This is a genomic window from Mycobacterium sp. 852002-51152_SCH6134967, from assembly GCF_001667105.1.
GTDB classification, from domain to species: Bacteria; Actinomycetota; Actinomycetes; order Mycobacteriales; family Mycobacteriaceae; genus Mycobacterium; species Mycobacterium neumannii_A.
On the sequence record NZ_LZIK01000019.1, the window covers coordinates 74,477 to 97,977 of the forward strand.

Here is a 23,501-nt window from a genome sequence, read left to right on the forward strand (position 1 = left end):
GAACTAGACGGGCCAACCAGCGCATTCGCCCATCACCCGGCGAGGGCGCTGCGCGCCGCGGCCGATGTTTGCCAGGCGTAACCGCCTCCGAACAGTACGGCGTGGGCTAACAGCGGATAGAGCTGATGCAATCCGACGCGGCCGCGCCATCCCGCCCGCAACTCCCGCACGGATTGATAGCCGTCGATCACCTCGTCGAAGTGGGGACAGCCGAACAGCGCAAGCATCGCCAGATCGGTCTCACGGTGACCGCCCTGGGCGGCGGGGTCGATCAGCACCACACCGCCCGGTGTCCACATCACGTTGCCGCTCCACAGATCGCCGTGCAGGCGGGCGGGCGGATCGTCGTCGTCGAAGTCACCGTCTTCGCACTTGACCATCACCGTGTCGATCGCCGCGCGGCACTCCGCGTCCAGTTGATCCGCCGCGGCGCGTGCCATCGGCGCCAACCTCTCGCGTGCATAGAAGGTGCCCCAGCGCTCATGCCCCGTCAACGACATGGGCAGCGGATCCTGCATCGGCCCGAAGAATCCGGGCCCTTCCCATCCGCCCGGCGCGGCCCCGAACGCCGCGGCTCCGGCGTCGTGCGTGCGCGCGAGTCGACACCCGAACTCTCGCGCCGCGGATCGGGTCGGCGCGACGCTCTGCAGCTCTTCCAACGTGAGACTGGTGTCGTCGTAACCGAGCACGGTCGCACACGGGACACCGTCGTCGGCGGCCGAAAGCCATTGCAACCCCGCGGCTTCACACGCAAAGAAGTTCGCAGGCGCGGAGGCGTTTCGCTTGACGAACTCCCTCATCGGTCAGGGCTGGCCGGACACCCGGCGCAACACTGCGTCGCGCACCCGGGTCGGCAACCTCGGAACCACGGCAACCTGCAGCTTGGGCCCCAACCCCACCACATAACGAGGTCGCGGGCGGCGCGCGGTGAGCGCCTCCTCGACCACGGCGGAGACCTTCTCGGTAGGAACGGCCATCCGTTGGGCAACCGGCACCATCTTCTTCATCCCCGCGATGTGTTGGGCGTACAGCGCGCGGTGCTCCGGGGAAAGGGCGGCCTCGGCTTCAACCACCATGGTGTCGGCGGTACGCCACATGTCGGTGTCGGTCTGCGCCGGCTCGACGACGACGACCGGTATCCGCCACGGCTGCAACTCCATCCGCAACGCGTCGGCCGCGGCCTCGAGCGCGAACTTGCTCGCGGCATACGCTCCGAGCAACGGCATCGACAGCCTGCCGTTGACGCTGGAGATGAACACGATCCGGCCGCGCGATTCCCGCATCCGCGGCAGTACCGCCCGGGTGACTGCTAGCTGGCCGATCACGTTGATCTCCAACTGCTTTCGCCATCCATCGGTCGTCACCGTCTCCATGGGTCCGCTGACGACCACCCCGGCGTTGTTGACCACAGCGTCCAGCCGCACAGGCAAGACGTCGGCCAAGGCGGCGATCTGGCCGGCGTCGGTGACGTCCAGCAGGACCGCCGAGATTCGGTCCGGATCCAGCGCGGTGACCGCTTCGGCATCGCGCTCAGTGCGGACACCGGCGATCACCTGCCATCCACGTGCGGCCAGGTGCTCGGCGATGGCCTTGCCGATTCCGCGTGACGCGCCGGTGACGAGTACCGAAGGCATGTGGCAAGACTAGCGGCCGCGCCGGTCCCCTACCCAGAACAAGATCCCGCTGAGCGCCACAAGTGCCGCGGCGAGTCCGATGATCGGCGCGACGGTGAAGCGGGTCATCGTCGCCCCGACGACCGCCCCACCGCACATCGTCAGAACCACGCTGTAGCGCAACTTCTCCCGTTCACCGGTTCCGCCGGCCAACCGGCTGTCGAAGCCGATTCGCACGATGGTCGTCGTCAACACCGTTGTCGACAACTCCTGGATGCCGAACTGCTGGGCGCTGGAATTCTGAACGCCGAACGCCACGGCGAGACCGGCGATGAGGAGCAGTTTCGTGTTGTTCTGATAGTCGAGCACGCCGGCCCCGGCGAGCACCGACAGGACCACGAGCAGGACGACCTCGAAGGTCATCGTGATCGACAGCCACCGGCGGACATCGGTGCCGAGGTGGCGGGTGAACCGGCCACAGACCACCGCACCCGCGACGAAGCCGGTGAACGCGACGAGCGCGGCGGTGACGTCGACCCCGGAGTGCGGAACCAGCCAGAATCCCAGGAAGATCACGTTCCCGGTCATGTTCGCGACGAACACGTGGCCGAGCTTGAGCACGCTGACCGCGTCGATCAAACCGGTCGCGAACGTTAGCAGAAGTAGACAGGCGATCGTCAGCCGTTGCGAGACAGGGGATTCGACCGCCACGCGCCAGCTCCGGGGTTACAGCTGCGGCGTCAGGTCCAGCGATGTGATGGTCGACATGCGAGTGATCAACCACTTCGCATCCCGGCGCTCCATCGTCAACCGGTAGGACAGGTAGCGCAGCGACGGGATGTTCTTGCTCATCGGGCTGGTGGCCACAGAGTTGGTGTAGACGATCGCGGTGGCCTCGTCGGGGGTCAGCGTCTCCACCGCCGCGCCCATCACCTGCGTGGTGTTGGTGACCTGCGCCTGTTTGTTCGTCGCGACGATCGCGTCAATGTACTTGCGGTACTCGTAGGCGAAGTCGCCACCGAGGAACGCCGCCGACCGCTCCGGCAACGTCTCCATATTGTCCGGCGTGTAGGTCCACAGCGTGGAGATCGCGCTGGCCGCGGTGCGAGCGACGTCGAGTTTGGTGTTGATCTCGGCTCGCTCCGACAAGTAGGGCTGCAGGGTCGACGCGGCGAACGCGGCAGCACCGACGAACAGGGCCGCGGCAGCGACGATCGCGGCGATGAGCCGCTTGCCCGCGGGCCGGTGCGGAGCGAACCGCACATCCTGCGGCGTGACCTCGGATTCGTCTGGGGCGCCCGGTTCCTCGGCGACGTCATCGGCCGCCGGCGATTCCGGCTCGGTGACTTGCGGTTTCGCCTCCTCGGTCGCGATCTCGGTGCCCCCGTCGTCGACACGCGCCCGGCCGCGGCGTTTCGCCTTGCCGACCGGCCGCGGCGCCGACGGCTCCGCTTCTTGCGCTTCCTCTGTTGCTTCCGTATCCGCCGCGGCGGCAGGGCCTTCCGTCTTGCGACGCCCGAAGAACCACCGACGCCGACGCGGTGCCGGGGTGGATTCCGCTGAGGAGTCGGTGGTCAGATCACCTGAATCAGCTGGCTGATCTTCCACTGCTGTCCTTCCTTGATAGTCGTTGCCACCCAACGACTTCCACTCTCGACCGTCGACTTGCCGTCTGGCGCCTTCTGGGAAACCTTGGTCGCGACCAGGATGTCGGCGCTGCCGTTGTCGTTCCACCGCTGCACGCCTGCGGCCAGCACGGTGCCGCTGGTCGGCTCCGCCTGCGCGACCTGGATCAGGATCTCGTTCTGCTTCTCCTTGAACATCTTCGCGAAATCGCCCGTGCCATTCGTGAGGATCCGTTCCACATAGGCGTTGGCGTTGAAGGGATCCAACGTCGTGTATTCGGTCATGAACTCACTGACGTACACCAGCGCGGCGTGGTCGTCGGCCACCGTGCGGCGGTCGTTCTCGTGGCTGACCAACATCAGCGAACCCGCCGTGATTGCGGCTGCCATGAGAAGCGAGGCGACGGCCGAGATGATCGGCAGCCCCCAGCGGCGGGGCGGCTTGGGCTCCACCTCGAAGAAGTCGCGCTCGTCGGCGTCGACCCTGCGCCGCGGACTCATTGGCCCTGCGCGTTCATCTGCGGCCGCTTCAACACGGTGAGCTTGGCGACGCGCCACTGCCCGTCACGGGACTTCTCGAACTCGACCTGGACGGTCGCCGTGATGAACTTCAACTCCTGGGGATTGTCGCCGCGCTGCCCCTGCATGGCCAGCAGCATCTCGGCCGCGTCCGGCGTCGCCTTCAGCACGGCGCTGCTCACCGCCCAGTATTCGTTCGAGCTGACACCGGCGTCCTGGCCGGCCTTCTGCTGGGCGATCAACTGCTCGCGGTAGCCGTCGGTGGTCAGCGACTGTGCACGCGCGAAATCCTCTGCCATGGTGTCGCGCTTGAAGCTGAGCATCTGTTCCACGATCCGAGGACCCTGTTCGGCGATCTGCTGCTTGGTCTCGTCCACCGCGCGTTCGTGCCGGTACACCACCCAATAGCTCACCCCGACCGCGGCTGCACAAGCCAGCGTCGCGACGGTCAGCACGATCGCGGTCAACTTCCGGATGTTGCGCTCCGGCGGTTGGACCGGACGCACCTCGGTGCGCACCAACAGGTCGGCGAAGGTCCGGCGGCGCCTATCCCACAACGGCCACAACCATCCGACGCACAGGGCGGCGGTGTCCAGGAGGTGAGCGACCTCGCGCAGCAGCAGCCGCCACACTCCCACCGGCGAACCGTCCCGTTTGCGGACCGCGAGCCCGAACAGCGCCCGCCCCAGCGAGAATCCCACCACCGCCGGCAGCACCAGGCGGTTCACCGCCATCGCCAGCACCACCACGCCCATCGCGATCAGGTAGCCCCACCACAACGAGCTACGCTGCGGTGCGGTCAACGACACCACCGCCAGCGTCACCAGCACCGCGAGCCCGGTCAGGATGTCGACGGCGAATGCGCCGGCCCTGGCCGACCACGCGGCCACCGTTTCGTCGACGGCCTCGCCAGCGGCCACCGGATCTACGGGTGCTTCATGCACAGCGGTCAACGACGTCACGAGGTGACCTGGTCCAGTTTGGCGATCTTGTAGGTGCCTTCGTCGTCGGGCGCCATCTTCACGCGAAGCCGATAGCCCTGCTCCTGATCGGCGACATCGGAATTGGTGACCTTCACCCGGACCGCGACGAGGACGTCGAATGTCCCGTCGCCGTTGTGTTTCTCCACCGCGGCTCGCATATCCGACACCTGCACCTGTACGTTCGCGGCCTGGTACGCATCGACCAGCACGCCGGCGTAAAGCGAGGATTGGACGGCGAAGTCGCCGGTCGAGCACTCGATGATCTTGGACTGAGCCGCGGTCATGGCGGCGGTGTCCGGGGCATGCGTCGCCGCCACACAATCCTTGGCCGCCTGCAGTGCGGCGGCCTCCGCACGGTCACCGGCCACCACCTTCTGGTCGTTCTTGAGCAACAGGAATCCCGCGACGCCGCCGGCGGTGGCCAGCACCAGCAGCGCCGCGGAGATGCCGACGGCCAGACCGCGGCCGATCCGCGACGGGCGGCGGGGCTTGGCCGGGGTCCCGTCCTCGGGGCTGTCCGGGTTCTCGGTAGCTTCGCTGTCTGGGGATACTGCTAACGACTCGTCGGGCGTCTCATCAGCATCGGTGGGGTTCAGCTGGCGGGTGCCAGCATCTCCTTCCATCCGTCGTCTCCTGTGCTATTCGAGTTGCTGACGTTGTACCTCACGCCGTCGGGTCCGACCACCTGGCCGCTGGTCGGGCTGTACACCGCTGTGGAGCCGGGTGGCCCTGGAGCGGGAGTGTAGACGCAGGGGTTGGGCTGCTGTCCACTGCAGACAACGTTGCCCTGTCCGGGAGGGCTCAGCGGGTCGCTGACCGGCGCCGACGAATTCGGCGGCGGCAGGTCACTAGCCGGTGCGGGGTTCATGCCACTGTTGACCGACGGCGCCTGGATGACACCACGGCCGGGGTTGACACCTTGGTCGCAGCGGGCGCCCGGAGCCGGGCAGGACAGGATCTGGTTGGGGTCGCCGTACCACGGGTTCGTGCCCAACGGAACATACGGTTCGTTGTTGCGGCATTCCATCGGCGTCGCTGCACGCTTGCCAGGGATGTCAGCGCACGGATAGTTACGCGCACCGCGAACCACGTTACCCTGGTACTCCTGAGGAATCTTGCAGTATGTGCCGCGCGGCAACGGCGCCATGCTGGTGTCGGCGGGCGAGCGCCACTCGGACGCCGGCAGGAAACCCGTGAAGCACGGCGGCGTGTGGTTAATCCCTCCGAGAGTCAAGGGCAGGAGGCCGTAACCCTCGAATATCGTGCCGGCCTGCGCCACCGCAGTGCCCTGAGGTAAGAGAACCAACGACTGTTCGACGCCCTTGTGATAGCGCTTAAGCATGTCGATCACGATCGTGAGGTTCGCCAACGTCTGAGGCAACGCCTCCTGAACACCACCGAATACCGCATTCGCCTGATCCAGCGTCGGGGCGGCCTGCTGCAGTCCGCTGCGCAGCGCAGCATCCTGCTCGGCAGACTGCGCTGCCAGGATGTTGAGGTTACGCGACCACTGCTCGATGTTGTCGCCCGACTGGACCTGGCTGTCCAGGATCGGTGCTGCGTTCTCGATGATGTCGTTGACCTGCGGCAAATTCTGCTGGAACCCCTGCGCGATATTGGTCGTCGAGTCGACCAACCGCTGGAGCGCCGGGCCTAAACCCCCGACGGCCTGCGAGGTCTCGGTCAGCAGCGTGTCGATCTTCTCTTTCGGTAATACCGCCAGGCCCCGGTTGGCCGCATCGAGTGCCGGACCCACTTCACTGGGCACGGTGCTGTCGGTGATGGTCGAACCAGGCGACAGGTACTGACCCGGGTTGCCGGTTGACACCAGGTCCAGGTATTGCTCTCCAATTGCTGACACGGAGTGGACGTTGGCGGTCGCATCAGCCGGGATCTTGAATCGGTTGTCGATGCTCATCACGGCTATCGCACCGGTCTGGGTGGGCTCGACCGACGTCACCTTGCCGATCTGGGTTCCGCGGTACGTGACGTTGGCGGTCGCGTAGAGCCCGCCCGAGCGCGGGAGTTCGGCTTTCAACTCGTACTGCGAGATACCCATAATGCTTGGAACCCGCAGGTAATACCAACCCAGTACCACGATGGCGACAATCGTCAGGATGGAGAACAGCGTCAGCTGGAATTTGATGAACCGGGTCAGCACCGCTTACTCACCCCTTTCGACCAGCGGGCCGTTCGGCGCATTGTGCGGATTCGGCACGAACCTCACATCTGGGATCATCGTCGCCGGATCGCGACCCCAGGACTGTTCAAGTGCACGCAGCATGCCCGATATGCCGGTGCCCGACAGGACAGCGTTATCGAGCGCTGAGAGTGTCAAGTCGACCGTGAGTGACGCGTTGACGTAATCACCGCGAATTGCCTTCGGGACGTTCTCGATCGAGAAGGGTGCAGTGAGCAGGAGCTTGAGCGCACCGATGACATACGGCGCAGCACGGCCCAGTTGCTTGAGCGGCCGCTGAAGGTTGACGAGGTTGGTATTCAGATCTTCGCTGGCCGGCGCCACCGCGTTGTCGGCCGCGACGCTGATCCGGCCGATCGCCTCGACCGCGTCGGCGAACAGATCGCGGGTATCCGCGAAATGTTTGATCAGTGGCGGGAACTCGGTGAGCACCCGGTCCAGCGTGTTGTTGCGCTGGGCAACGATCGACAGCAGTCGGTCTGTCGACTCGATCGCGCGGGTGATGTCCTGACGCTGCTGATTCAGCTCGTCGGTGAACGTATCCAGCTTGCTGAGGAAATCGCGGATCTGATCGGCTCGGCCGTTGAGCACATTGTAGATCTCGGTTTGGATGACCTCGAGGTTCTGCACCCCGCCGCCCTGCAGGATGGAGGCGATGCTCGCCAGCACCCGCTCGGTGGTCGGAAAAGCCGACGCGTTCTGCAGTGGGATCGTGTCACCGTCACGCAGCGGTTGGGGTGATGGATCCGGCGGTAATTCGAGCTCTACATGCTGCGAGCCGAGAAGGCTCGTCTGCCCGATTCGTGCCAGCGCATTCTTCGGCAACTCCACTGTGGGCTCGACATCGAGGGTCAAGGTCGCGACCCAGTTCTTGAGTTCGATGGCACGTACTCGACCGACGTAGACGTCGGCCACTCGCACGCGGCTGTTGACATTGAGTGCCAGAGTGTCCGGCATCTGCACGTAAATCGTCGTCGCATTCGAACCGGTACCCGGGCCCCCGGGCAGCGGCACGTTGGCAATGCCCTTCCAGGAACCGCAGGAACTCAGCACCAGAGCGACCGCCCCGAGCGCGAGAGCGCGTTGCGCGAGCCTTCTCCATTTGAGCGCGATCATCATCGACCTGCCTCTGCTGGAAGCGGGGGGCCCGCGGGTGCGGGGGCGCCGGCGGCGGGAGCCGGTACCGGGCCGGCCATCGCCGCTCCACCCGGGTCGCCTGGAATAACGCCCGGCGCCGGCGGCGGTGGTGGTCCGGGCTGCGGGTACCACGGCGGCGGCAGCGGGTTGTTCTGGTCGAACGCGTTCGGCGGACCGGGCAGGTTGCCGTCGCGCGTCGTCCCGAACGCAGGCGGCGCGGCGGGGATCGGGCAGTCGGGTCCGCCCAACAATTCCGCTAGGCATTCCGGGGTCATCATGCTCGCCGTGAACGGCTGCACGTCGATGCCCTGCATGCCCGGTGCGGCGACCCAGCCCGGCTCATGGTTGCCGTGAGAGAACAGCGTGTCCCGCGACCAGATGCCCGGCACCGTCGTGTCCTTGTAACCGGCCGGCGGCTTTAGCCGTGGCTCGGAGTACGCAACCTGCTTCGGCAGCGTCATCGCGGAGCTGAACTGGTTGACACCGAACGGCAGGTAGTTGAATTTGATCGCGTCCAGGATCGGCGCCAGGTACTGCGCGCACATCTCTGCCGACTCCTGGTATCCGAGCCGGCTACCGGCCTGAACGGCACTACAGATGAACTGCAGCGGATTAGCGAAGTTGTTGATCACGGCATAACTGTTAATGCCGCCGGTGACCGGTGAGACGATGTTGACCAAGTTCGCGCCGAGGTTGGGGAACACGTGCAACGCGGTTTCCAGTCCGTCGCGCGGCTCCTGCTGAAGAATCGCAGTTGTCACCTCGGCGAGATTGTTCACGTCGTGGGTCAACACCTCCGCGTTCTGGTCGAAGAACTGACGGGTCGTCGTCAGCAGCTCGTTCAGATCCTGAAGGGCGTTGGCCAACTCGCGGTCGGTGTTGGTGAATGCGTTGGTGAATGTAGCTAGGTCGTCGTTGAGCGCCACGAATTGCTGATCGCTGCGATACAGGGCGTTGACGAACAGTGCCAGGCTCTTGACCACGCTGAAGAAGTCGTCGCGCCCCTCGTTGAGCGCGAAGAGCGCCTCTGACAGGTTGTTGAGCGTCCTGTTGAGCTGCTCACCCTTGCCCGCGAATCCATCGGCGGCCGAATCGATGATGTCGCCGAACGGGCCTCGAGGCTGTTCGGGAGTTGGGCCCAGGTCCGTCAAGATCCGATTGATGGAGTCCCGCAGCTCGTCGTACTCGACAGGTACCTGGGTGCGGTCGATCGGGATGACGGCACCATCTTCCATCACCGGGCCGCCCGTGTAGGCCGGCGCTAACTGGATGTTGCGCGACGCCACCAGGCTCGGGTTGAGGATGGACGCAGTGGCGTTGGCCGGCACCTTGTAGGAGTTCGCGTAATTGAAGGTGACCTTCATCCGGTCGCCGGCCGGTTCGATCGTTTCGATCTCGCCGACCCGCACGCCCATTATCGTCACCTTATCGCCCGGATACAGCGCCAGAGTGTCGCTGAAGTAGGCCACCACCGTGTTCGTCGTCAGCTTCTTGTACAGGCTGTACCCGACGAAGGCGGCCACCAACGCGAGAATCACGATCAGCGCACCGATGACGATCGTCGCCCGGGACAGCGCGGGCAACTTCATGTTTCGGACGTTGAAAATTGTCGACATCTGCTATCCCCTAACCCTGCTGCGAACCCGGCGGGAGGAACGGCGGGTTTCCCGGTAAGGGCGGTTGTCCGGCGGGCGCCAGTTGCTGACCAGGTCCCGGGACCGCGGGCGCTGGCAGCGCGGGTGGCAGCGGGGCGATGCCGGGCGTGAAGTCCGCGGGCAATGGGGGCTGCGAAGGGTCCTGCCCGACGGGCACGGTGCGGGCCCCCGGCGGTGCGGGCGGAAGCTGGCCGTGCGCCCCAGGCACACTCGGCGGAATCTGACCGGGGATCGCGGCGGCGGGCACGCCCGGCGACGGTTGCGGGCCGTGCATGTTCGGGTCGGAGGTGGCCACATTGGGCGGCCCATATGCGGGACCGCCGAACGGTCCCACCGAAAGGTCGGCGCACGGCAGCGGGTCGCCGGGCCGCGGCAGCCCGTCGGCCGGTGGCGTGTACGAGCACGGCGAACCCTTCAGCACACCGGGTCCGGGGTTCTCCGGGGTGCCCTCGATCACTGCGGGGCTCGGCGGCGGCGCGCCGTTTTCGAAACCCTGGGCGTTCGGGTCCGGGAAACGCCAGGCGGGCAGGCCAGCGTCGCGCCAGAACTTCTCTGGATCGATACCGCGCTTCTTGAAGGCGGCGTCAATGAACGGTTGTAGGATCTGGCCCGGTAGCAGGTTCACCAGCATGACCTTGAAGTAGGGACCGGAGGCCAACGCTTCGCCTAACGACGCCGCGAAACTCGCCACCGTGATCAGCGTTTCCTGTAAGTCGAACTGGCGCTCGCGCAGCACGTCGCTGACTACCCGTAGCTGTTCGAGGACGCGGTTCAGGTTGGGGTTGTCGTCGATCAGACCCTTGACCTGTTCGGAGAACGAACCGACCCGCTCCAACAGCATGCTGACCGCGTAGTTGCGCTCGTTGATGGCGCCGAGCAGCGTTTGCGCGTTTACCAATAGGTTCTTGATCTGCTCGCTGCGGCTGCCAAGGATGCCGGCGATCTTATTGGCGTTGGCCAGCAGTTGCTTGATGTCCTCGTCGCGCTTACCGATGGTGTCAGAGAAGCGGGCAACCCCGTCGAGCGCGGCGCTCAGATGGGGTGAGGTCTGATCAATCGTTTCCGACAACACATTGAGCGAGCGTTTGACGGTCTGAGTGTCCCAATCCGAGGCCGCCTTCGTCACGTCGAAGAATGCGTCATAGATCTGGTACGGCGTGGTGGTCTGCCCGAGCGGCAGCACCTGGTTTGCGCGCAGAGGTTCGGTGCCGCGCGGTTCGATCTCGATGTTGCGACGGCCCAGAATCGTGTCAGTGCGAATGGCGGCCCGGCTGTCCTTCCCGATTTGGGTGCCGCCCAGCGAATAACCGATGACAACCTTATCGCCGTCGATCCGCATGCTTTTGACGAGGCCCACGTCGACACCGGCGATGCGCACCTTATCGCCCTCGCCGATACCACCGGTGTCGGAGAACTGCGCATAGTAGGTGGGTTGCGCGAACAACATCGGTACGCTGGCAAAGCTCTGTCCCACGCCGATCACCAAAATCACGATGATGATCCCCATCAGTCCGTTCCGGACCCGATCCGACCCTTCGAGCGTCCTCATTGTGGCGTGCACCTACCCGATGGCTGGCTGAACAGCTTGACCGTGCGGACCGGCCCGCCGGGCTGCAACCCGTTGATTCTCAACGAGATGTCGCAAGAGTAGAAGTTGAAGAAGTCGCCGTAGATACCGCCACTGCGTCCGATGATCTTGAATGCGGTTGGCAGTCTGACGAGGATGTTGTTGAGTTCGTCACGCTGCTCTACCAGGGGCTGCTGAACCGCCTCCAGATAGCTGATCGTGCTCTGCAACAGCGGGCGATTGTCGGCGAGCAAATCGGCGACCGTCCCGGCCGCGTCGCTGATTCCGGCCACCGAAGTGGCAATCGGATCGGCGCGGTTCTTCAGCCCGGTGATCAATGTTTCGAAGTTCTGCACGGTCTCGTCGAACTGCCGTTGATGGCGCACGGTCGTGTCAAGCACGGTGTTGAGATTGCGGATCACCTCTCCGATAGCTTGGTCCCGGTCGGCCAACGCGGATGTCAGCGACGCGGTCTGGTCGAGGATGTCGTTGAGCGTGCCGCCCTGCCCCTGGAAGACGGTGATGATCGACTGGGCGATGCTGTTGACCTTTTCGGGATCGAGGGCTCGGAACACCGGCCGGAATCCGCCGATCAACGCGTCGAGATCGAGCGCGGGTTCGGTGCGCTCGATCGGTATGGTGGCACCGCCGGGCATCCGCCTGTCGCTGTCTCCCCGCTTGAGCTCCAGGTAGCGGTCGCCGATCAGGTTGAGATACCGCACCGACGCGGTCGTCCCCTCGAAAAGCGGCAGCGAGCGGTCGACGGCGAAGTCCACCTTCGCTTTCGATCCCCCGTCGATCAGCTCGACCCCGGAAACCTTGCCAACCTCGACGCCCGAGGCACGGACGAACTGCCCGGCACGCAGGCCACTCGCGTTGGAGAATATCGCCGTGTACCCGGTGGTGCGGTCGAAGCGCATCTGACCGAACACCACGACGATCATCGCCGTGAAGAGCAGCAGCACCAGAGAGAAGGCCCCGAGCTTGATGGCAGTACCGGTGATTTTCATGGGTTGATCGTGTACTCCCCCACCTGACGTCCCCAGACGTATTCGATCAGCAGCGGCTGGCCCAGTTCGAAATGGTTGTACGGCGCGTTCGACGCACCGGTATCCGCGACGAGGAGCGGCGCAGGGAACAGCTCGGGCGTGATGGGTTGCCAGCAGCCCGGCCGGCCCTCCGGGCCGCCCCGGGCGTTCACCCGCGGGAGGTTGTCCGGATAAACATATGGGTTACCGGCGCCCGCGATTGTGGACAGCGTTCTCAGGGAGTACCCGTTCCCGCCCAGTGAGGCTGCGAACCTGGGTTCGACGTCGTGGAAGTTTCGAATTGTGCAGAACAGCGCGGGACTGTACTCGTCGAGCAACTCCGATGTGATGACGAGATCCTCGGCGCCGCGGATCAGATACGGCCCGCTGCGCTCGAAGATATCGGCCCCAGTGTTGCCGAAACCGATCGACGCCATCAGCGCCTGGTCGATGTTGGCTTGCTGCTCGTTGAGCGTCTGGGCTGTGGTCACCGCGTTCTCCAACCCGTCGAATAGGTCGGGTGCCGCGTCGGCATAGACCTCGCCGAGGTCGGCGAGCAGCCGGGTGTCGCGGCGGAGCTCGGGCATCCGGGCGTTCACGTCGGTGAGGATCTCGTTGCCGTTGATGATCGACTGCCCGAACCGGTCGCCCAGCCCGTCGAGGGCCTCGGCTGTCGCGGCCAGCGTCTGGTTCAGCTTGATCGGGTCGACCTGCTCCGAGACAGAGACGACGGTTTCGAACAACGTGTTGAACTCGGTGGTGACTGACGTCACATCGATCACGTCCGACGACGTGATGCGTTGCTCGGTGGGGTTTTTCGGGCTCGAGAAGTTGACATATTTGTTGCCGAACACCGTCGTGGCGTCGATGCTGGCATCGACGTTCTTCGGAATCAGCTCGAGGTACCTGGGGTCGACTTCGAGGAGAATCTTCGCTCTCGGCTCACCACCGACGTCGACCACGTCGACAGCGCCGACTCTGCCGATCTCCACGCCGTTGTAGGTCACCTTCGCGCCGGGGTCCATCGACAGGCCGGCACGCCCCGACAACAGCGTGAGTTTCTCGCGCGGCAGCCACGGAACCTCCCCGCGGAACTGGAAATACACGAAGATCAACGCGCCGATCGCGAAGATGGTCAGGACGATCCCGGCCAGCTTGTAGGGCGGTGTGCGCGGATTGTTCAGGGGTGCGGTCATGGCGCTATACCGTCAGGTTGAAGTTGGGGTCGACGCCGTAAAGCGCCAACGAGGCGAACAGGACCACACAAACGATGGCCACCAGCGAAGCACGCATCGAGCGACCGACGGCCTCACCCACACCGACCGGACCGCCGCTGGCGAAGTAGCCGTAGTAGCAGTGGTTTAGCATCACGATGATCGAGATGATGACCGCCTGGATGAACGACCAGAACACGTCATCCGGACGCAGGAACGTGCGGAAGTAGTGGTCGTAGGTGCCGGTCGACTGGCCGTAGAACAACGTAGTAGTGACCTGCGCTGACAAGAAGCTCATGATGATCGCCATCGCGTACAGCGGGATGATGACGATGAACCCGGCCATGATTCGGGTCGAGACAAGATAAGAGATGGACTTGATTCCCATCACCTCGAGAGCGTCAATCTCCTCGCTGATGCGCATGGCGCCCAGCTCCGCGGTGGCACCGGCGCCGACCGTGGCGGCCAGCGCCTGACCCGCGACGACCGGTGCCGCGATACGCACGTTGATCAACGCGGCGAAGAAGCCGGTGAAGGCCTCGACACCGATGTTGCCGAGCGAGGCGAAGCCCTGGATCGCGACCAGCGACGAACCGGACAAGGTCACGAAGCCGACGATCGCGACCGTCCCGCCGATCACGGCCATCGCGCCCGTGCCCATGCCGATCTCGGCGATCAGACGCAGCGTCTCCCTGCGGTAGTAGCGCAGTGCGTGGCCGATCGACCCGACAGAGGTGATGACGAACCACGCGACGTGCCCGACGCTGTCGAGGAACCGCGCGGGTGCACTCGCGACGCTTTGGGCACGGCTGAACCCCCGCGGAAACCGAGAACGCAGGACCGTTGTCGTAGACACCTCAACTGCTCCCTGTTCCGAACCGGACGCCGATCGTGGTCAGGACCACGTTCACCGCGAACAGCGCAATGACGCAGAGCACCAGGGTCTCGTTCACCGCGGTGCCGACGCCCTTCGCGCCGCCGGCGACGGTCAGACCGCGATAACAGCCGACCAGACCGGCGATCAGGCCGAACGTCATGGCCTTGATGATCGAGATGAGGACCTCGGGCAGCCCGGTGATCAGCGTCAGAGTCGAGACGTAGGCACCGGCCGAGACGTTCTGAAGGTACACGCCGAAGATGAAGCCACCGACCAGGCCGACGGTGATCACCGCGCCGTTGAGCAGCAGGGCGACGAAGGTGGAGGCGACGACGCGGGGCACCACCAGGCGGTGGATCGGGTCGATGCCGAGGACCTCGAGCGCGTCGATCTCCTCGCGGATGGTTCGAGCCCCGAGGTCGGCGCAGATGGCGGTCGAGCCCGCCCCGGCGACCACGAGCACCGTCACCAGTGGCCCAAGCTGCGTGACGGCGCCGATGGCCGCCCCCGCACCGGAGACGTCCGCGGCGCCGAACTCGGCCAGCAGGATGTTGAGCGTGAAGATCAGGAGCACGGTCAACGGGATGGAGACCGCCAGCGTCGGCAGGAACGCGACCCGCATCAAAAACCAGCTCTGCAGGATGAACTCGCGCCACTGGAACGGCGGCTTGAGCAGTGCCTTACCGACGAGAACGCACATGCGCACGAAGCCGCCGACCGCCTCCAGGCCGGGTCTGACCTGATCGCGTACGTAACCGACAACGCCGGTCGACGCCGTCACCAGTGTGCTCCCGTGGCGCAACGGCGACTGTCGCGGTGCACCGGCAGCCCCTGTCGCACGACCCCTCCTTGCCCCGACCTGATTGTTGTTATCCCCGTCTCGCTACCAGTCGGTAGTAAGACAGACCACAGGAATGTACCCGATGCGATTCCCGCCGTGCAGGGCATCGGGCGGATTGTGCCCGTAACCGTTAGCAAACCCGATTCCGTTCTCTAATTCGGCTGTGGCGCAGCAGAAACCGTTCCCTCAGAGCTACTTTCAGCGGCGTCAGCCCGCCTGTCGGCCCCAAACCGCGCGCGCAGTTCGGTTTTCAGGACTTTGCCGGCGGGGTTGCGCGGCAACGCATCAACGACCTCGACGGCCTTCGGATGCTTGTACCGGGCGAGCCGTTCGTCGAGGAACGCGTCGAGCTCGCGCAGGTCAAGATCGGTCTGCTCGGCCGCGCCGAGGGCGACGACCGCGACGGGGACCTCGCCCCATTTCTCGTCCGGGCGCCCGATGACGGCGACCTCCGCGATCGCCGGGTGGGCGGCGAGCGCGTTCTCGACTTCGGCGCAGTAGATGTTCTCTCCGCCGGAGATGATCATGTCCTTCTTGCGGTCGACCACCCAGACGTAGCCCTCGTCCTGGCGGACGAGATCGCCGGAGTGAAACCACCCGCCAGCAAACGCTTCGGCGGTGGCCTGGGGGTTGTTCCAGTAGCCGGCCATGAGAGTCGGTGCGCGGTAGACGATCTCGCCGACCTGACCGATCGGCACATCGTTCATGTCCTCGTCGACCACACGCGCCGCGACGGTGGGGATCACCTTGCCGACCGATCCGAGTTTGCGGATCGCGTCCTCGCCCAACAGCATGCAGGTCACCGGCGACATCTCCGTCTGGCCGAAGGCGGCCAGGATCTGGGTGCCGGGGAAGGTCTCGGCCATCTGGCGCAGCAGGGTGTCCGACGCGGGCGCGGCGCCCCAGGACAACACCCGCAGCCGCAGCTGACGCGGCCGTGCCTTCTGCGCGGCGCACACCGCCTGCCACTGTGCGGGCACGAGGAAGATCCCAGTCACCTGCTCGGCTTCGAGGACGTCGAGCAGCTCATCCGGATTGAAGGCGCCCAACGGATAGATGACGGTCGGCCGGCCCAGCAGCAGGCCGGGGATCATGTTGCCGATGCCGGCGATGTGGAACATGGGCACGCCGATGAACCCGACGTCGTTGTTGATGTCGGCGCCGTTGGTGAACAGGAACGTCAGCGCCTGGCCGGCGATGTTGGTGTGGGTGAGCACCGCGCCTTTGGGCCGGCCCGTAGTGCCGGAGGTGTACATGATCAGCGCAGGGGAGTCGTTGGGGATGTCGACGACCGTCGCCGGCTCACCGGACTCGGCGATCAGGTCGTCGTAGCCGAGCACGTCGTTCTCGGTGGCGCCGCCGGCCACGATGACGGTGGTCAGCGTCGAGTCGATGTCGCGGACCGCGGTGGCGACGGTGGCCAGGACCGCCTCGGTGATGACGACCGTGGCTTGGCAGTCACTGACCAGGTACGCGATCTCGGGCGGGGTCATGCGGAAGTTGACCGGTACCGCGACCGCATCGAGCTTGTTGACCGCGAGGAACGCCTCGACGTACTCGGTGCGGTTGAGCATCAGGATCAGCACCCGGTCGCCGAAGCTCACCCCGCGGCGGCTCAACGCGCCGGCCAGCCCGTTCACCCGCTCGTCGAGCTCACGCCAGGTCGTGGTCTTGCCGAGGTGGCGCAAGGCGGTGGCGTCGGGCTGCATCAGCGCATGGCGGGCCAGCTGGTTCGTCCAGTTCTGCCTGCGGGCGAGGTACGGCTGTGTAGTGGGGTCGGGTTCCGGCGGGGGAAGGGAACTCACCTGCTGCTGCTCCATCGAATCTCGGGGGTTGCGCGCGTTTGACATTTGATCAAACATGGTGTTGCCCCGGTCACACTATGGCCTCGGCCGCTCGGGTACAAGCCCTCGTCATTTCCTCGTCGTTGATGGCCAGAACGCACCGGAGAACACAGTGAACGCACCCACCGCACGGCTTCCCAGGCCGCCGCGGGGAGTGCGGCGTGAACAACTGTCCGACGAGGTCGCGGCGCGTCTGCGCGCCGACATCATGACCGGCGTGCTGCGGCCGGGCACCTTCATCAGGCTCGACGAGACCGCCGCGGCGCTCGGAGTGAGCATCACCCCGGTGCGCGAGGCGCTGCGCACGCTGCGCGGTGAGGGCATGGTGCAGCTCGAACCGCACCGCGGCCACGTGGTGGTGCCGCTGTCACGCGCCGACGTCGAGGACATCTTCTGGCTGCAGGCTTCGATCGCGCGGGAGCTCGCGGCCACGTCCACCCAACGCATCACCACCGACGAGATCGACGAGTTGGACCGGCTCAACGACGACTTGGAGCTCGCCGTCTCACGCCACGACGTCGAGGAGATTGCTGCCGCGGAGTTCGTGTTCCACCGCGCGTTCAACCGCTCGAGCGGCCGGATCAAGCTGGCCTGGTTCCTTCTGCACGTCGCGCGCTATCTGCCCGGGCAGATCTACGCGGGCGACCCGCAGTGGGGGGTTTCGGCGGTGGCGACGCACCGCGAGCTCATCGCGGCGCTGCGCCGACGTGACGTCGACACCGTGGTCGCACTGACGGCCGGCGAGTTCACCGACGGGGCCCAGCGGCTGATCGCGCGCCTCGACGAGACGGGGTTGTGGAGCTGAGGCTCCAGGACGAGACTCGCCTTCGCAGACCGGCTGCCAGAGACCGGTCGTTGCAGACCGGCCCCACCCAGATCGGCGCCTTGCGCAGATCATCCGTCCACAGGAACCACCCGCTGCCCACCATTTAGACGAGTGCCCGCCTATCAGCAAAAATTCGCTGGCAGCGAATTTTTCGCTGCGAGGTGGGCACCTTGGCGAATGGTCGGCAGTCGATATGCCCGGCGGTGGCGAGCCGCCTGGGGACCGCCTGGGGATGACGCGCCCGGCGGGCCGGAACTGTCGGTGGCTCGCGGCACAGTCGTGGCCATGGCCAGCAAGCGGCACATCTACGGCGTCGAACTGCGGTACGTGCTGACGTTCCATCTGTCCCAGCACGGCCCGACGACGATTCCCGACTTGATCGACGCACTCGACTACTACAACTTCACACTCCCCGGACCGGAGCCCAAGTGGGTCTCCGACGCCTTGCGCTGGGAGATGGCACACGGCCGGGTGCGGCGGCTGCGGCGCGGACTTTACGGCCCGGGTGACACCCCGCGCTCGACCGCAGACCGGATTCGCAAGCGGGTGCTCGACCTGCGGGCCGAAGCCGACATGCTCGCGGGCCGCGACTTCGAGAAGTGGCTGGATGCGCTGCCCGATTGACGAAGCGGCGCTACTTGGAGGCCAGCTGTTCGGCGCGGGCCTTGAGGTTGTCGGCCAGGTAGTCCAGCGTGTCCCCGATCGCCTTCTTCACCATCTGCTTCGGGATGGGCAGCTTGGTCTCGACGTCGAGGTCGACGGTCAGCAGCGAGGTGGGGCCCATCGGAACCACCGAGAACTTCTGCTCCTGCTTGTCGAAATGATCGCCCTGCTGCAGCACCGTGAAGATCTGGTTCTCGCCCGGGTAGTAGACCGCGGTGATGAACGTGCCCGCCTGCCCCTGCACGACGACGTCGAGACGTAACTGGCTGGGCCGGCCGTCGTCGTACCGGGCCAGCACCCAGCACCCTTTGATCTCTTCGTTCCACTGGGGGTAGGCCTCGAAGTCGGCGACGATCCCCATGATCGCCTCGGCCGAGGCCGCCACCTCGACGGTTTTACTCACGAGCGGCATCCGACGAGCATATCGACTACTCCACGCGCGCCTTTTCCAGCAGCTCGCGGATCGACGCCGGGATCGGCACCGGCCGCCGACCGCCCCGGTCCACATAGACGTGCACCCAGTGCCCGACCGCCGCTGTCGGGCCGTCGTGCTGCCAGAGCCCTAACCGGTAGGTGACGCTGCTGGTGCCCAGCCGGGTGACCGCCAGGCCGACCGTCAGCGGTTCCGGGAACCGAAGCTCGGCCAGGTACCGGCACCCCGATTCGGCCACGACGCCGAGCCAGGGCACGGTCAGCGGGTCGATCCCGAGGCTGGTGTTGATCCAGCCGTTGATCGCCGAGTCGAACAGCGCGTAGTACACCGCGTTGTTGAGATGGCCGAACATGTCGTTGTCGGCCCACCTGGTGGTCACTGGCCAGTGCACGGGGAAGTCCGCGCTGGAGTGTGTCTGCTCGCTACCGGCCATGGCAGCAGTCTCGCAGTCAAGGCAGTCAGGTGCGTGTCGCCCGTCCCATGGCGAGCGGGTGGACGATCGCCGGCATGCCGCGCCAAACGACGTTCTGGGCCGAGACCGTGAAGCCGCTGGCGCGCAGGCGTCCGACGGTGCGCGGTTGCAGCCACGCAGCCGATTGCGGCTTTCCGCAAGGTTCGCTGCTCGACCTCATATCGGCGACTTCAGTCATGTCGCAAACGTAGGAGTGGGCATGTGGCGCACGCATCGCCCGATGCGGCCATCCTCTGCAGATGGCCCCTTTCGGCTACCTCAAAGGAGTCCGAGTCGCGCGGCTTCCGCGACGGCGGCATCAGCCACGCCACTGGATTGTCGACTCAGCAGACGTGACGGCAAGCTGTAGAGATGAGAATTCGCGGCGCCGTACTCGAACAAATCGGCCTGCCGAGGCCGTATGCGGAGTCGAAACCCTTGACTGTCGGTGAACTCGACCTCGCCACACCCGGCCCCGGGGAACTGCTGGTGCAGGTGGAGGCCGCGGGTCTGTGTCACTCCGACCTGTCGGTGGTCGACGGCAACCGTGTACGGCCCGTGCCCATGCTTCTCGGCCATGAGGCGGCCGGGATCGTCGAAAAGATCGGCGCCGGCGGGTCCGACCTGGAGGTCGGCGCCCGCGTGGTGATGACGTTCCTGCCTCGGTGCGGTGAGTGTCCGGCGTGTGCGACGGACGGTCTCACGCCCTGCGAGCCGGGTTCGGCGGCCAACGGGGCAGGCACGCTGATGACCGGTGAGCGCCGGTTGTCGCGCGACGGCGAACCCGTCCATCACCATCTCGGCGTCTCCGGTTTCGCAACCCACGCAGTCGTCGACCGCCGTTCGGTCGTGCCGGTGCCCGACGACGTGCCCGCGGCGGTGGCGTCGCTGCTGGGCTGCGCGGTGCTGACCGGGGGCGGTGCGGTGATCAACGCCGGCCGACCGCGAGCGGGCGACACCGTGGCCGTCGTCGGCCTCGGCGGCGTCGGGATGGCCGCGGTACTCACCGCACTGGCTGCCGACGACGTCCGTGTGGTCGGCGTCGACCAGCTGCCCGACAAACTCGAGCGGGCCCGCGGCCTCGGAGTGCACGAGGCCTACACCCCGGAAGATGCTCAGGACAAGGGGTTCAAAGCGGCCGTCGTGATCGAGGCCGTCGGTCATCCCAGCGCCCTGGAGACCGCGGTGGAGCTCACCGCCGCGGGCGGGCGTACTGTGACGGTCGGCCTGCCTCCACCCGATGCGCGGGTGTCGTTGTCGCCCTTGGGTTTTGTCGCCGAGGGACGCTCGCTGATCGGCAGCTACCTCGGTTCGGCGGTCCCCTCCCGCGAGATCCCCCACTTCGTCGAATTGTGGCGTGCGGGACGGTTGCCGGTCGAGTCGCTGGTGTCGTCGACGATCACGCTCGACGAAATCAACTCCGCCATGGACGAACTGGCCGATGGCCGCGCCGTGCGTCAGGTCATCCGCTTCGGGTAGAGGTCAGAACCAGCGCTCGTGCATGTCCAGCGTGGTGCGGTCCAGGCTGGCGAGAAGGTCGAGTTGCGGTGCGGTCTTGGGTAGTTCGTAGCGAAAGAAGTAGCGGGCGGCTTGACGCTTGCCGTCATAGAAGTCTCCGCTGTGATCGTGCGCGGCGATCTCCTGCTGCAGCCACATCCAGGCGACGACGATGTGGCCGAACGCCTCGAGGTAGATCACGCTGTTGGCCATCGCGGCCTCGACGTCGCCGGAGCCGAACATCTCGGCGGTGACGGCGGTGAGGCGCTGCAATGCGGCATCCAACAGACTTGCGTGTTCGGTGATCCGGCCGCCGAGCGGGCCGGCCTCGGCAACCGTCGCTCCGATGGCCGCACCCAGCGCCGCCAGCCCGGCACCCCCGCGCGCAGGGACCTTGCGGCCCAACAGGTCCAGGCTCTGGATGCCGTGTGTCCCTTCGTGGATCGGGTTGAGCCGGTTGTCGCGGTAGTGCTGCTCGACGTCGTATTCGCGGGTGTAGCCGTAGCCACCGTGCACCTGGATCGCCAGGCTGTTGGCCTCCAGACACCATTGCGAGGGCCAACTCTTGCCGACCGGTGTCAGCATCTCGAGCAGCAACGTGGTGCTGTCGCGCTCCTCATCGGAGGCCGCGCTGTGCTGGAGGTCGACGAGCTTGGCGCAGTACAGCAGCAACGCCAACCCCCCTTCGGCATAGGCCTTCTGGGCCAGCAGCATTCGCTTGACATCGGCGTGCTCGATGATCGGCACCTGGGGTGTCGACGGGTCCTTGTCGCTGACCGGTCGTCCCTGTGGGCGCTCGCGGGCGTACTGAACCGACTTGAGATAGCCGGTGTAACCGAGCGCCACCGCACCCATCCCGACGCCGAGGCGCGCCTCGTTCATCATCGTGAACATGTAGGCGATCCCGCGGTGCGGCTCACCGACGAGGTATCCGACCGCACCCGGCTTCCCGCCGGGTGTGTACGCGCCCTCGCCGAGGTTGAGCACCGTGTTCGTGATGCCACGTTGACCCATCTTGTGGTTCAGCCCGGCCAGGACGACGTCATTGCGCTCGCCGATCGCGCCGTCGGCACCGGGCAGGTACTTGGGCACGATGAACAGCGAGATGCCCTTGGTTCCCGGTGGCCCGCCGGGGATCTTGGCGAGCACCAGGTTGACGATGTTGTCGGTCAGTTCGTGTTCGGCGCCCGAGATCCACATCTTCGATCCGAACAGCCGGTAGGTGCCGTCGTCGGTCGGTTCTGCGCGGGTGACGATGTCGGCCAGCGACGAACCCGCCTGGGTTTCCGACAACGCCATGGTGCCCGAGAACCGCCCGGCCAGCATCGGTTTGACGAACTCCTCGACCTGCTCGTCGGTGCCGAAGCGGGCCAGCAGGTTGGCGTTGGCCATCGTCAGCATCAGATAGCCCGTCGTGCTCAGGTTGGCCGCCGAAAACCAGGCGAAGGCGGCCTGCGCCACGGTCGCGGGCAGCTGCGCGCCGCCGAGACGGTGTTCCATCGACATCGCGATGAGGTCGGCCTCGGCGAACGCATCCCAGGCCTCCTTGACCTCGGGGATGACGGTCACCTTCTCGCCGTCGAAGGTCGGCTCGTTGGCATCGCTCTTCTTGTTGTGCGGCGCGAAGTACCGCGTCGCCAATTGCTCGCAGAGCTCCAGCACCGCGTCGAAGGTCTCGCGCGAGTGTTCGCCGAACCGCTCGCGCTCGGTCAACTCCTCGACCTTCAACCACTCATACAGCAGGAAGTCGAGGTCGCGGCGCGACAGCAGCAGTGACTTCACGGTGCGGTCGCGGTGTCGGGTTCCCCGGGCAATGCGTCGACCTCGATGCCCAGCGGCGACTCGGTGCGCACGGTCTCGTCACGGATCAGACCGCGCAGCAGCGCCGTGCTGAACTCGACCGCGATCTCCTGTGCGGTGCGCCTGCCGTGCGGCCGCAGCCAGCGGTAGGCGCCCAGTGTCATGCCGATGTAGCCGAGCGCAAGGACGTGCGAATCGCAGTCGTAGAACTCGCCGCTGGCGATGCCACGGTCGATGACGTCGCGCACGTGTTCGTAGACCTGCGTCTCCTTCTCCCGGATATAGGCCACCTGGTCTTCGGTGAACCACTCGCCGATGTAGGGGCCCTCCTGGAAGTAGACGGCAGCGCGTTCGATATCGCTGGCGATGCCGACGAGCAGCCGGCGGGTGAAGTGGTAGATCGTTTCGCGCGCGGACGCCGACGGGTCGTCGTGCAGCGCGTCAACGGTGAAGTCGGCGGCACCCTTGTAGATGTCGTAGAGGATCAGCGACTTGCTGGCGTAGTAGTGGTAGACGGTCGCCTTGTTCAGGCCGACCGCGTCGGCGACGTCGTCCATCCGGGTGCCGTGGTAGCCGCGCGCGGCGAAGAGCTTGGTCGCGACGGCCAACAACTCGTCGCGACGGGTCCTCCCGTTCGGGGTGGCGGCGTCCGCAGAGGGCATGGCGACTCACTATATGCAGGCCGGAACCTCGTCCGGGTGTCAATCAACTGGTTGGAAGTGTAGGTG

24 protein-coding genes are annotated in these 23,501 nt (G+C 65.8%); 3 read left to right on the forward strand and 21 right to left on the reverse strand.

Annotated elements, in window-relative coordinates; all coding sequences use genetic code 11:
• Positions 1–32 precede the first annotated feature (32 nt).
• The 16 genes from A5790_RS06320 to fadD5 all read right to left on the reverse strand — a co-directional run bounded on the left by A5790_RS06320 (position 33) and on the right by fadD5 (position 17,079).
• Entirely contained in the window at positions 33–800 is a 768-nt protein-coding gene (locus A5790_RS06320) for a fructosamine kinase family protein (protein WP_066841956.1), read from the reverse strand.
• A 3-nt stretch (positions 801–803) separates the two neighbouring features.
• A complete protein-coding gene (locus A5790_RS06325) occupies positions 804–1,634 on the reverse strand; it encodes an SDR family NAD(P)-dependent oxidoreductase (RefSeq protein WP_066841958.1) in 831 nt (276 codons plus the stop codon).
• Positions 1,635–1,643: 9 nt separating this feature from the next.
• A complete protein-coding gene (locus tag A5790_RS06330) occupies positions 1,644–2,324 on the reverse strand; it encodes a YoaK family protein (RefSeq protein ID WP_066841960.1) in 681 nt (226 codons plus the stop codon).
• Between the two features lie 15 nt (positions 2,325–2,339).
• Positions 2,340–3,221: a mammalian cell entry protein gene (locus A5790_RS06335; RefSeq protein ID WP_066841961.1), complete on the reverse strand. Its 882-nt coding sequence runs from the start codon at positions 3,219–3,221 to the stop codon at positions 2,340–2,342.
• Complete coding sequence (locus tag A5790_RS06340) at positions 3,188–3,739, reverse strand: mammalian cell entry protein (RefSeq protein WP_066841964.1); 552 nt, start codon at positions 3,737–3,739, stop codon at positions 3,188–3,190. Before A5790_RS06340 ends, A5790_RS06335 begins: the two co-directional genes overlap by 34 nt.
• Positions 3,736–4,710 (reverse strand): RDD family protein, encoded by a 975-nt coding sequence (locus A5790_RS06345; RefSeq protein ID WP_066842049.1) that lies wholly within the window; start codon positions 4,708–4,710, stop codon positions 3,736–3,738. The genes A5790_RS06340 and A5790_RS06345 overlap by 4 nt, the downstream gene beginning before the upstream one ends.
• A gap of 5 nt (positions 4,711–4,715) precedes the next feature.
• Positions 4,716–5,363, reverse strand: coding sequence for a hypothetical protein (locus A5790_RS06350; RefSeq protein ID WP_064418141.1), 648 nt, complete (start codon positions 5,361–5,363; stop codon positions 4,716–4,718).
• Positions 5,333–6,901: an MCE family protein gene (locus A5790_RS06355; protein ID WP_064418140.1), complete on the reverse strand. Its 1,569-nt coding sequence runs from the start codon at positions 6,899–6,901 to the stop codon at positions 5,333–5,335. Before A5790_RS06355 ends, A5790_RS06350 begins: the two co-directional genes overlap by 31 nt.
• Positions 6,902–6,904: 3 nt before the next feature.
• Complete coding sequence (locus A5790_RS06360) at positions 6,905–8,056, reverse strand: virulence factor Mce family protein (protein ID WP_369816181.1); 1,152 nt, start codon at positions 8,054–8,056, stop codon at positions 6,905–6,907.
• Positions 8,056–9,693, reverse strand: coding sequence for a virulence factor Mce family protein (locus A5790_RS06365; RefSeq protein ID WP_066841966.1), 1,638 nt, complete (start codon positions 9,691–9,693; stop codon positions 8,056–8,058). The genes A5790_RS06360 and A5790_RS06365 overlap by 1 nt, the downstream gene beginning before the upstream one ends.
• A 10-nt stretch (positions 9,694–9,703) precedes the next feature.
• Positions 9,704–11,281: an MCE family protein gene (locus A5790_RS06370; protein WP_064418137.1), complete on the reverse strand. Its 1,578-nt coding sequence runs from the start codon at positions 11,279–11,281 to the stop codon at positions 9,704–9,706.
• A complete protein-coding gene (locus A5790_RS06375) occupies positions 11,278–12,309 on the reverse strand; it encodes a virulence factor Mce family protein (protein WP_064418136.1) in 1,032 nt (343 codons plus the stop codon). The genes A5790_RS06370 and A5790_RS06375 overlap by 4 nt, the downstream gene beginning before the upstream one ends.
• Positions 12,306–13,523 carry an MCE family protein gene (locus A5790_RS06380; protein ID WP_064418135.1) on the reverse strand — a complete coding sequence of 406 codons (1,218 nt, stop codon included), beginning with the start codon at positions 13,521–13,523 and terminating at the stop codon, positions 12,306–12,308. Before A5790_RS06380 ends, A5790_RS06375 begins: the two co-directional genes overlap by 4 nt.
• A 4-nt stretch (positions 13,524–13,527) precedes the next feature.
• Positions 13,528–14,397 (reverse strand): ABC transporter permease, encoded by an 870-nt coding sequence (locus tag A5790_RS06385; protein WP_066841968.1) that lies wholly within the window; start codon positions 14,395–14,397, stop codon positions 13,528–13,530.
• Position 14,398: 1 nt separating this feature from the next.
• Entirely contained in the window at positions 14,399–15,199 is an 801-nt protein-coding gene (locus tag A5790_RS06390; RefSeq protein WP_066841970.1) for an ABC transporter permease, read from the reverse strand.
• Positions 15,200–15,411: 212 nt separating this feature from the next.
• A complete protein-coding gene (gene fadD5 / locus A5790_RS06395; RefSeq protein WP_066841972.1) occupies positions 15,412–17,079 on the reverse strand; it encodes a fatty-acid--CoA ligase FadD5 in 1,668 nt (555 codons plus the stop codon).
• A 136-nt stretch (positions 17,080–17,215) separates the two neighbouring features.
• On the opposite strand from fadD5, the gene A5790_RS06400 reads away from it, so the two are divergent.
• Both A5790_RS06400 and A5790_RS06405 read left to right on the forward strand, forming a co-directional pair.
• Positions 17,216–17,908, forward strand: coding sequence for a GntR family transcriptional regulator (locus A5790_RS06400; RefSeq protein ID WP_066841974.1), 693 nt, complete (start codon positions 17,216–17,218; stop codon positions 17,906–17,908).
• Between the two features lie 306 nt (positions 17,909–18,214).
• Positions 18,215–18,553, forward strand: a complete 339-nt coding sequence (locus tag A5790_RS06405) for a hypothetical protein (RefSeq protein WP_066841976.1) — start codon at positions 18,215–18,217, stop codon at positions 18,551–18,553.
• Positions 18,554–18,563: 10 nt separating this feature from the next.
• Here the strand turns inward: A5790_RS06405 and A5790_RS06410 are convergent, their stop codons facing one another.
• From A5790_RS06410 to A5790_RS25945, 3 genes are read right to left on the reverse strand one after another with little or no spacing between them, the layout of a single operon-like run.
• On the reverse strand, positions 18,564–19,004 hold the full coding sequence (locus A5790_RS06410; protein WP_066841977.1) for an SRPBCC family protein: 441 nt from the start codon (positions 19,002–19,004) through the stop codon (positions 18,564–18,566).
• A gap of 16 nt (positions 19,005–19,020) precedes the next feature.
• The gene (locus A5790_RS06415; RefSeq protein WP_066841978.1) at positions 19,021–19,458 is read right to left on the reverse strand and encodes a thioesterase family protein; all 438 of its coding nucleotides are present in this window, start codon (positions 19,456–19,458) and stop codon (positions 19,021–19,023) included.
• 25 nt (positions 19,459–19,483) lie between these two features.
• The gene (locus A5790_RS25945) at positions 19,484–19,675 is read right to left on the reverse strand and encodes a hypothetical protein (RefSeq protein ID WP_066841979.1); all 192 of its coding nucleotides are present in this window, start codon (positions 19,673–19,675) and stop codon (positions 19,484–19,486) included.
• Between the two features lie 173 nt (positions 19,676–19,848).
• Here A5790_RS25945 and A5790_RS06425 point away from each other — a divergent pair, with 173 nt between their 5' ends.
• A complete protein-coding gene (locus A5790_RS06425; protein ID WP_066841980.1) occupies positions 19,849–20,955 on the forward strand; it encodes an alcohol dehydrogenase catalytic domain-containing protein in 1,107 nt (368 codons plus the stop codon).
• Positions 20,956–20,958: 3 nt separating this feature from the next.
• Here A5790_RS06425 and A5790_RS06430 read toward each other — a convergent pair whose 3' ends face one another.
• Positions 20,959–22,755 carry an acyl-CoA dehydrogenase gene (locus tag A5790_RS06430; protein WP_066841981.1) on the reverse strand — a complete coding sequence of 599 codons (1,797 nt, stop codon included), beginning with the start codon at positions 22,753–22,755 and terminating at the stop codon, positions 20,959–20,961.
• A complete protein-coding gene (locus tag A5790_RS06435; RefSeq protein WP_066841983.1) occupies positions 22,752–23,435 on the reverse strand; it encodes a TetR/AcrR family transcriptional regulator in 684 nt (227 codons plus the stop codon). The genes A5790_RS06430 and A5790_RS06435 overlap by 4 nt, the downstream gene beginning before the upstream one ends.
• Positions 23,436–23,501 lie beyond the last annotated feature (66 nt).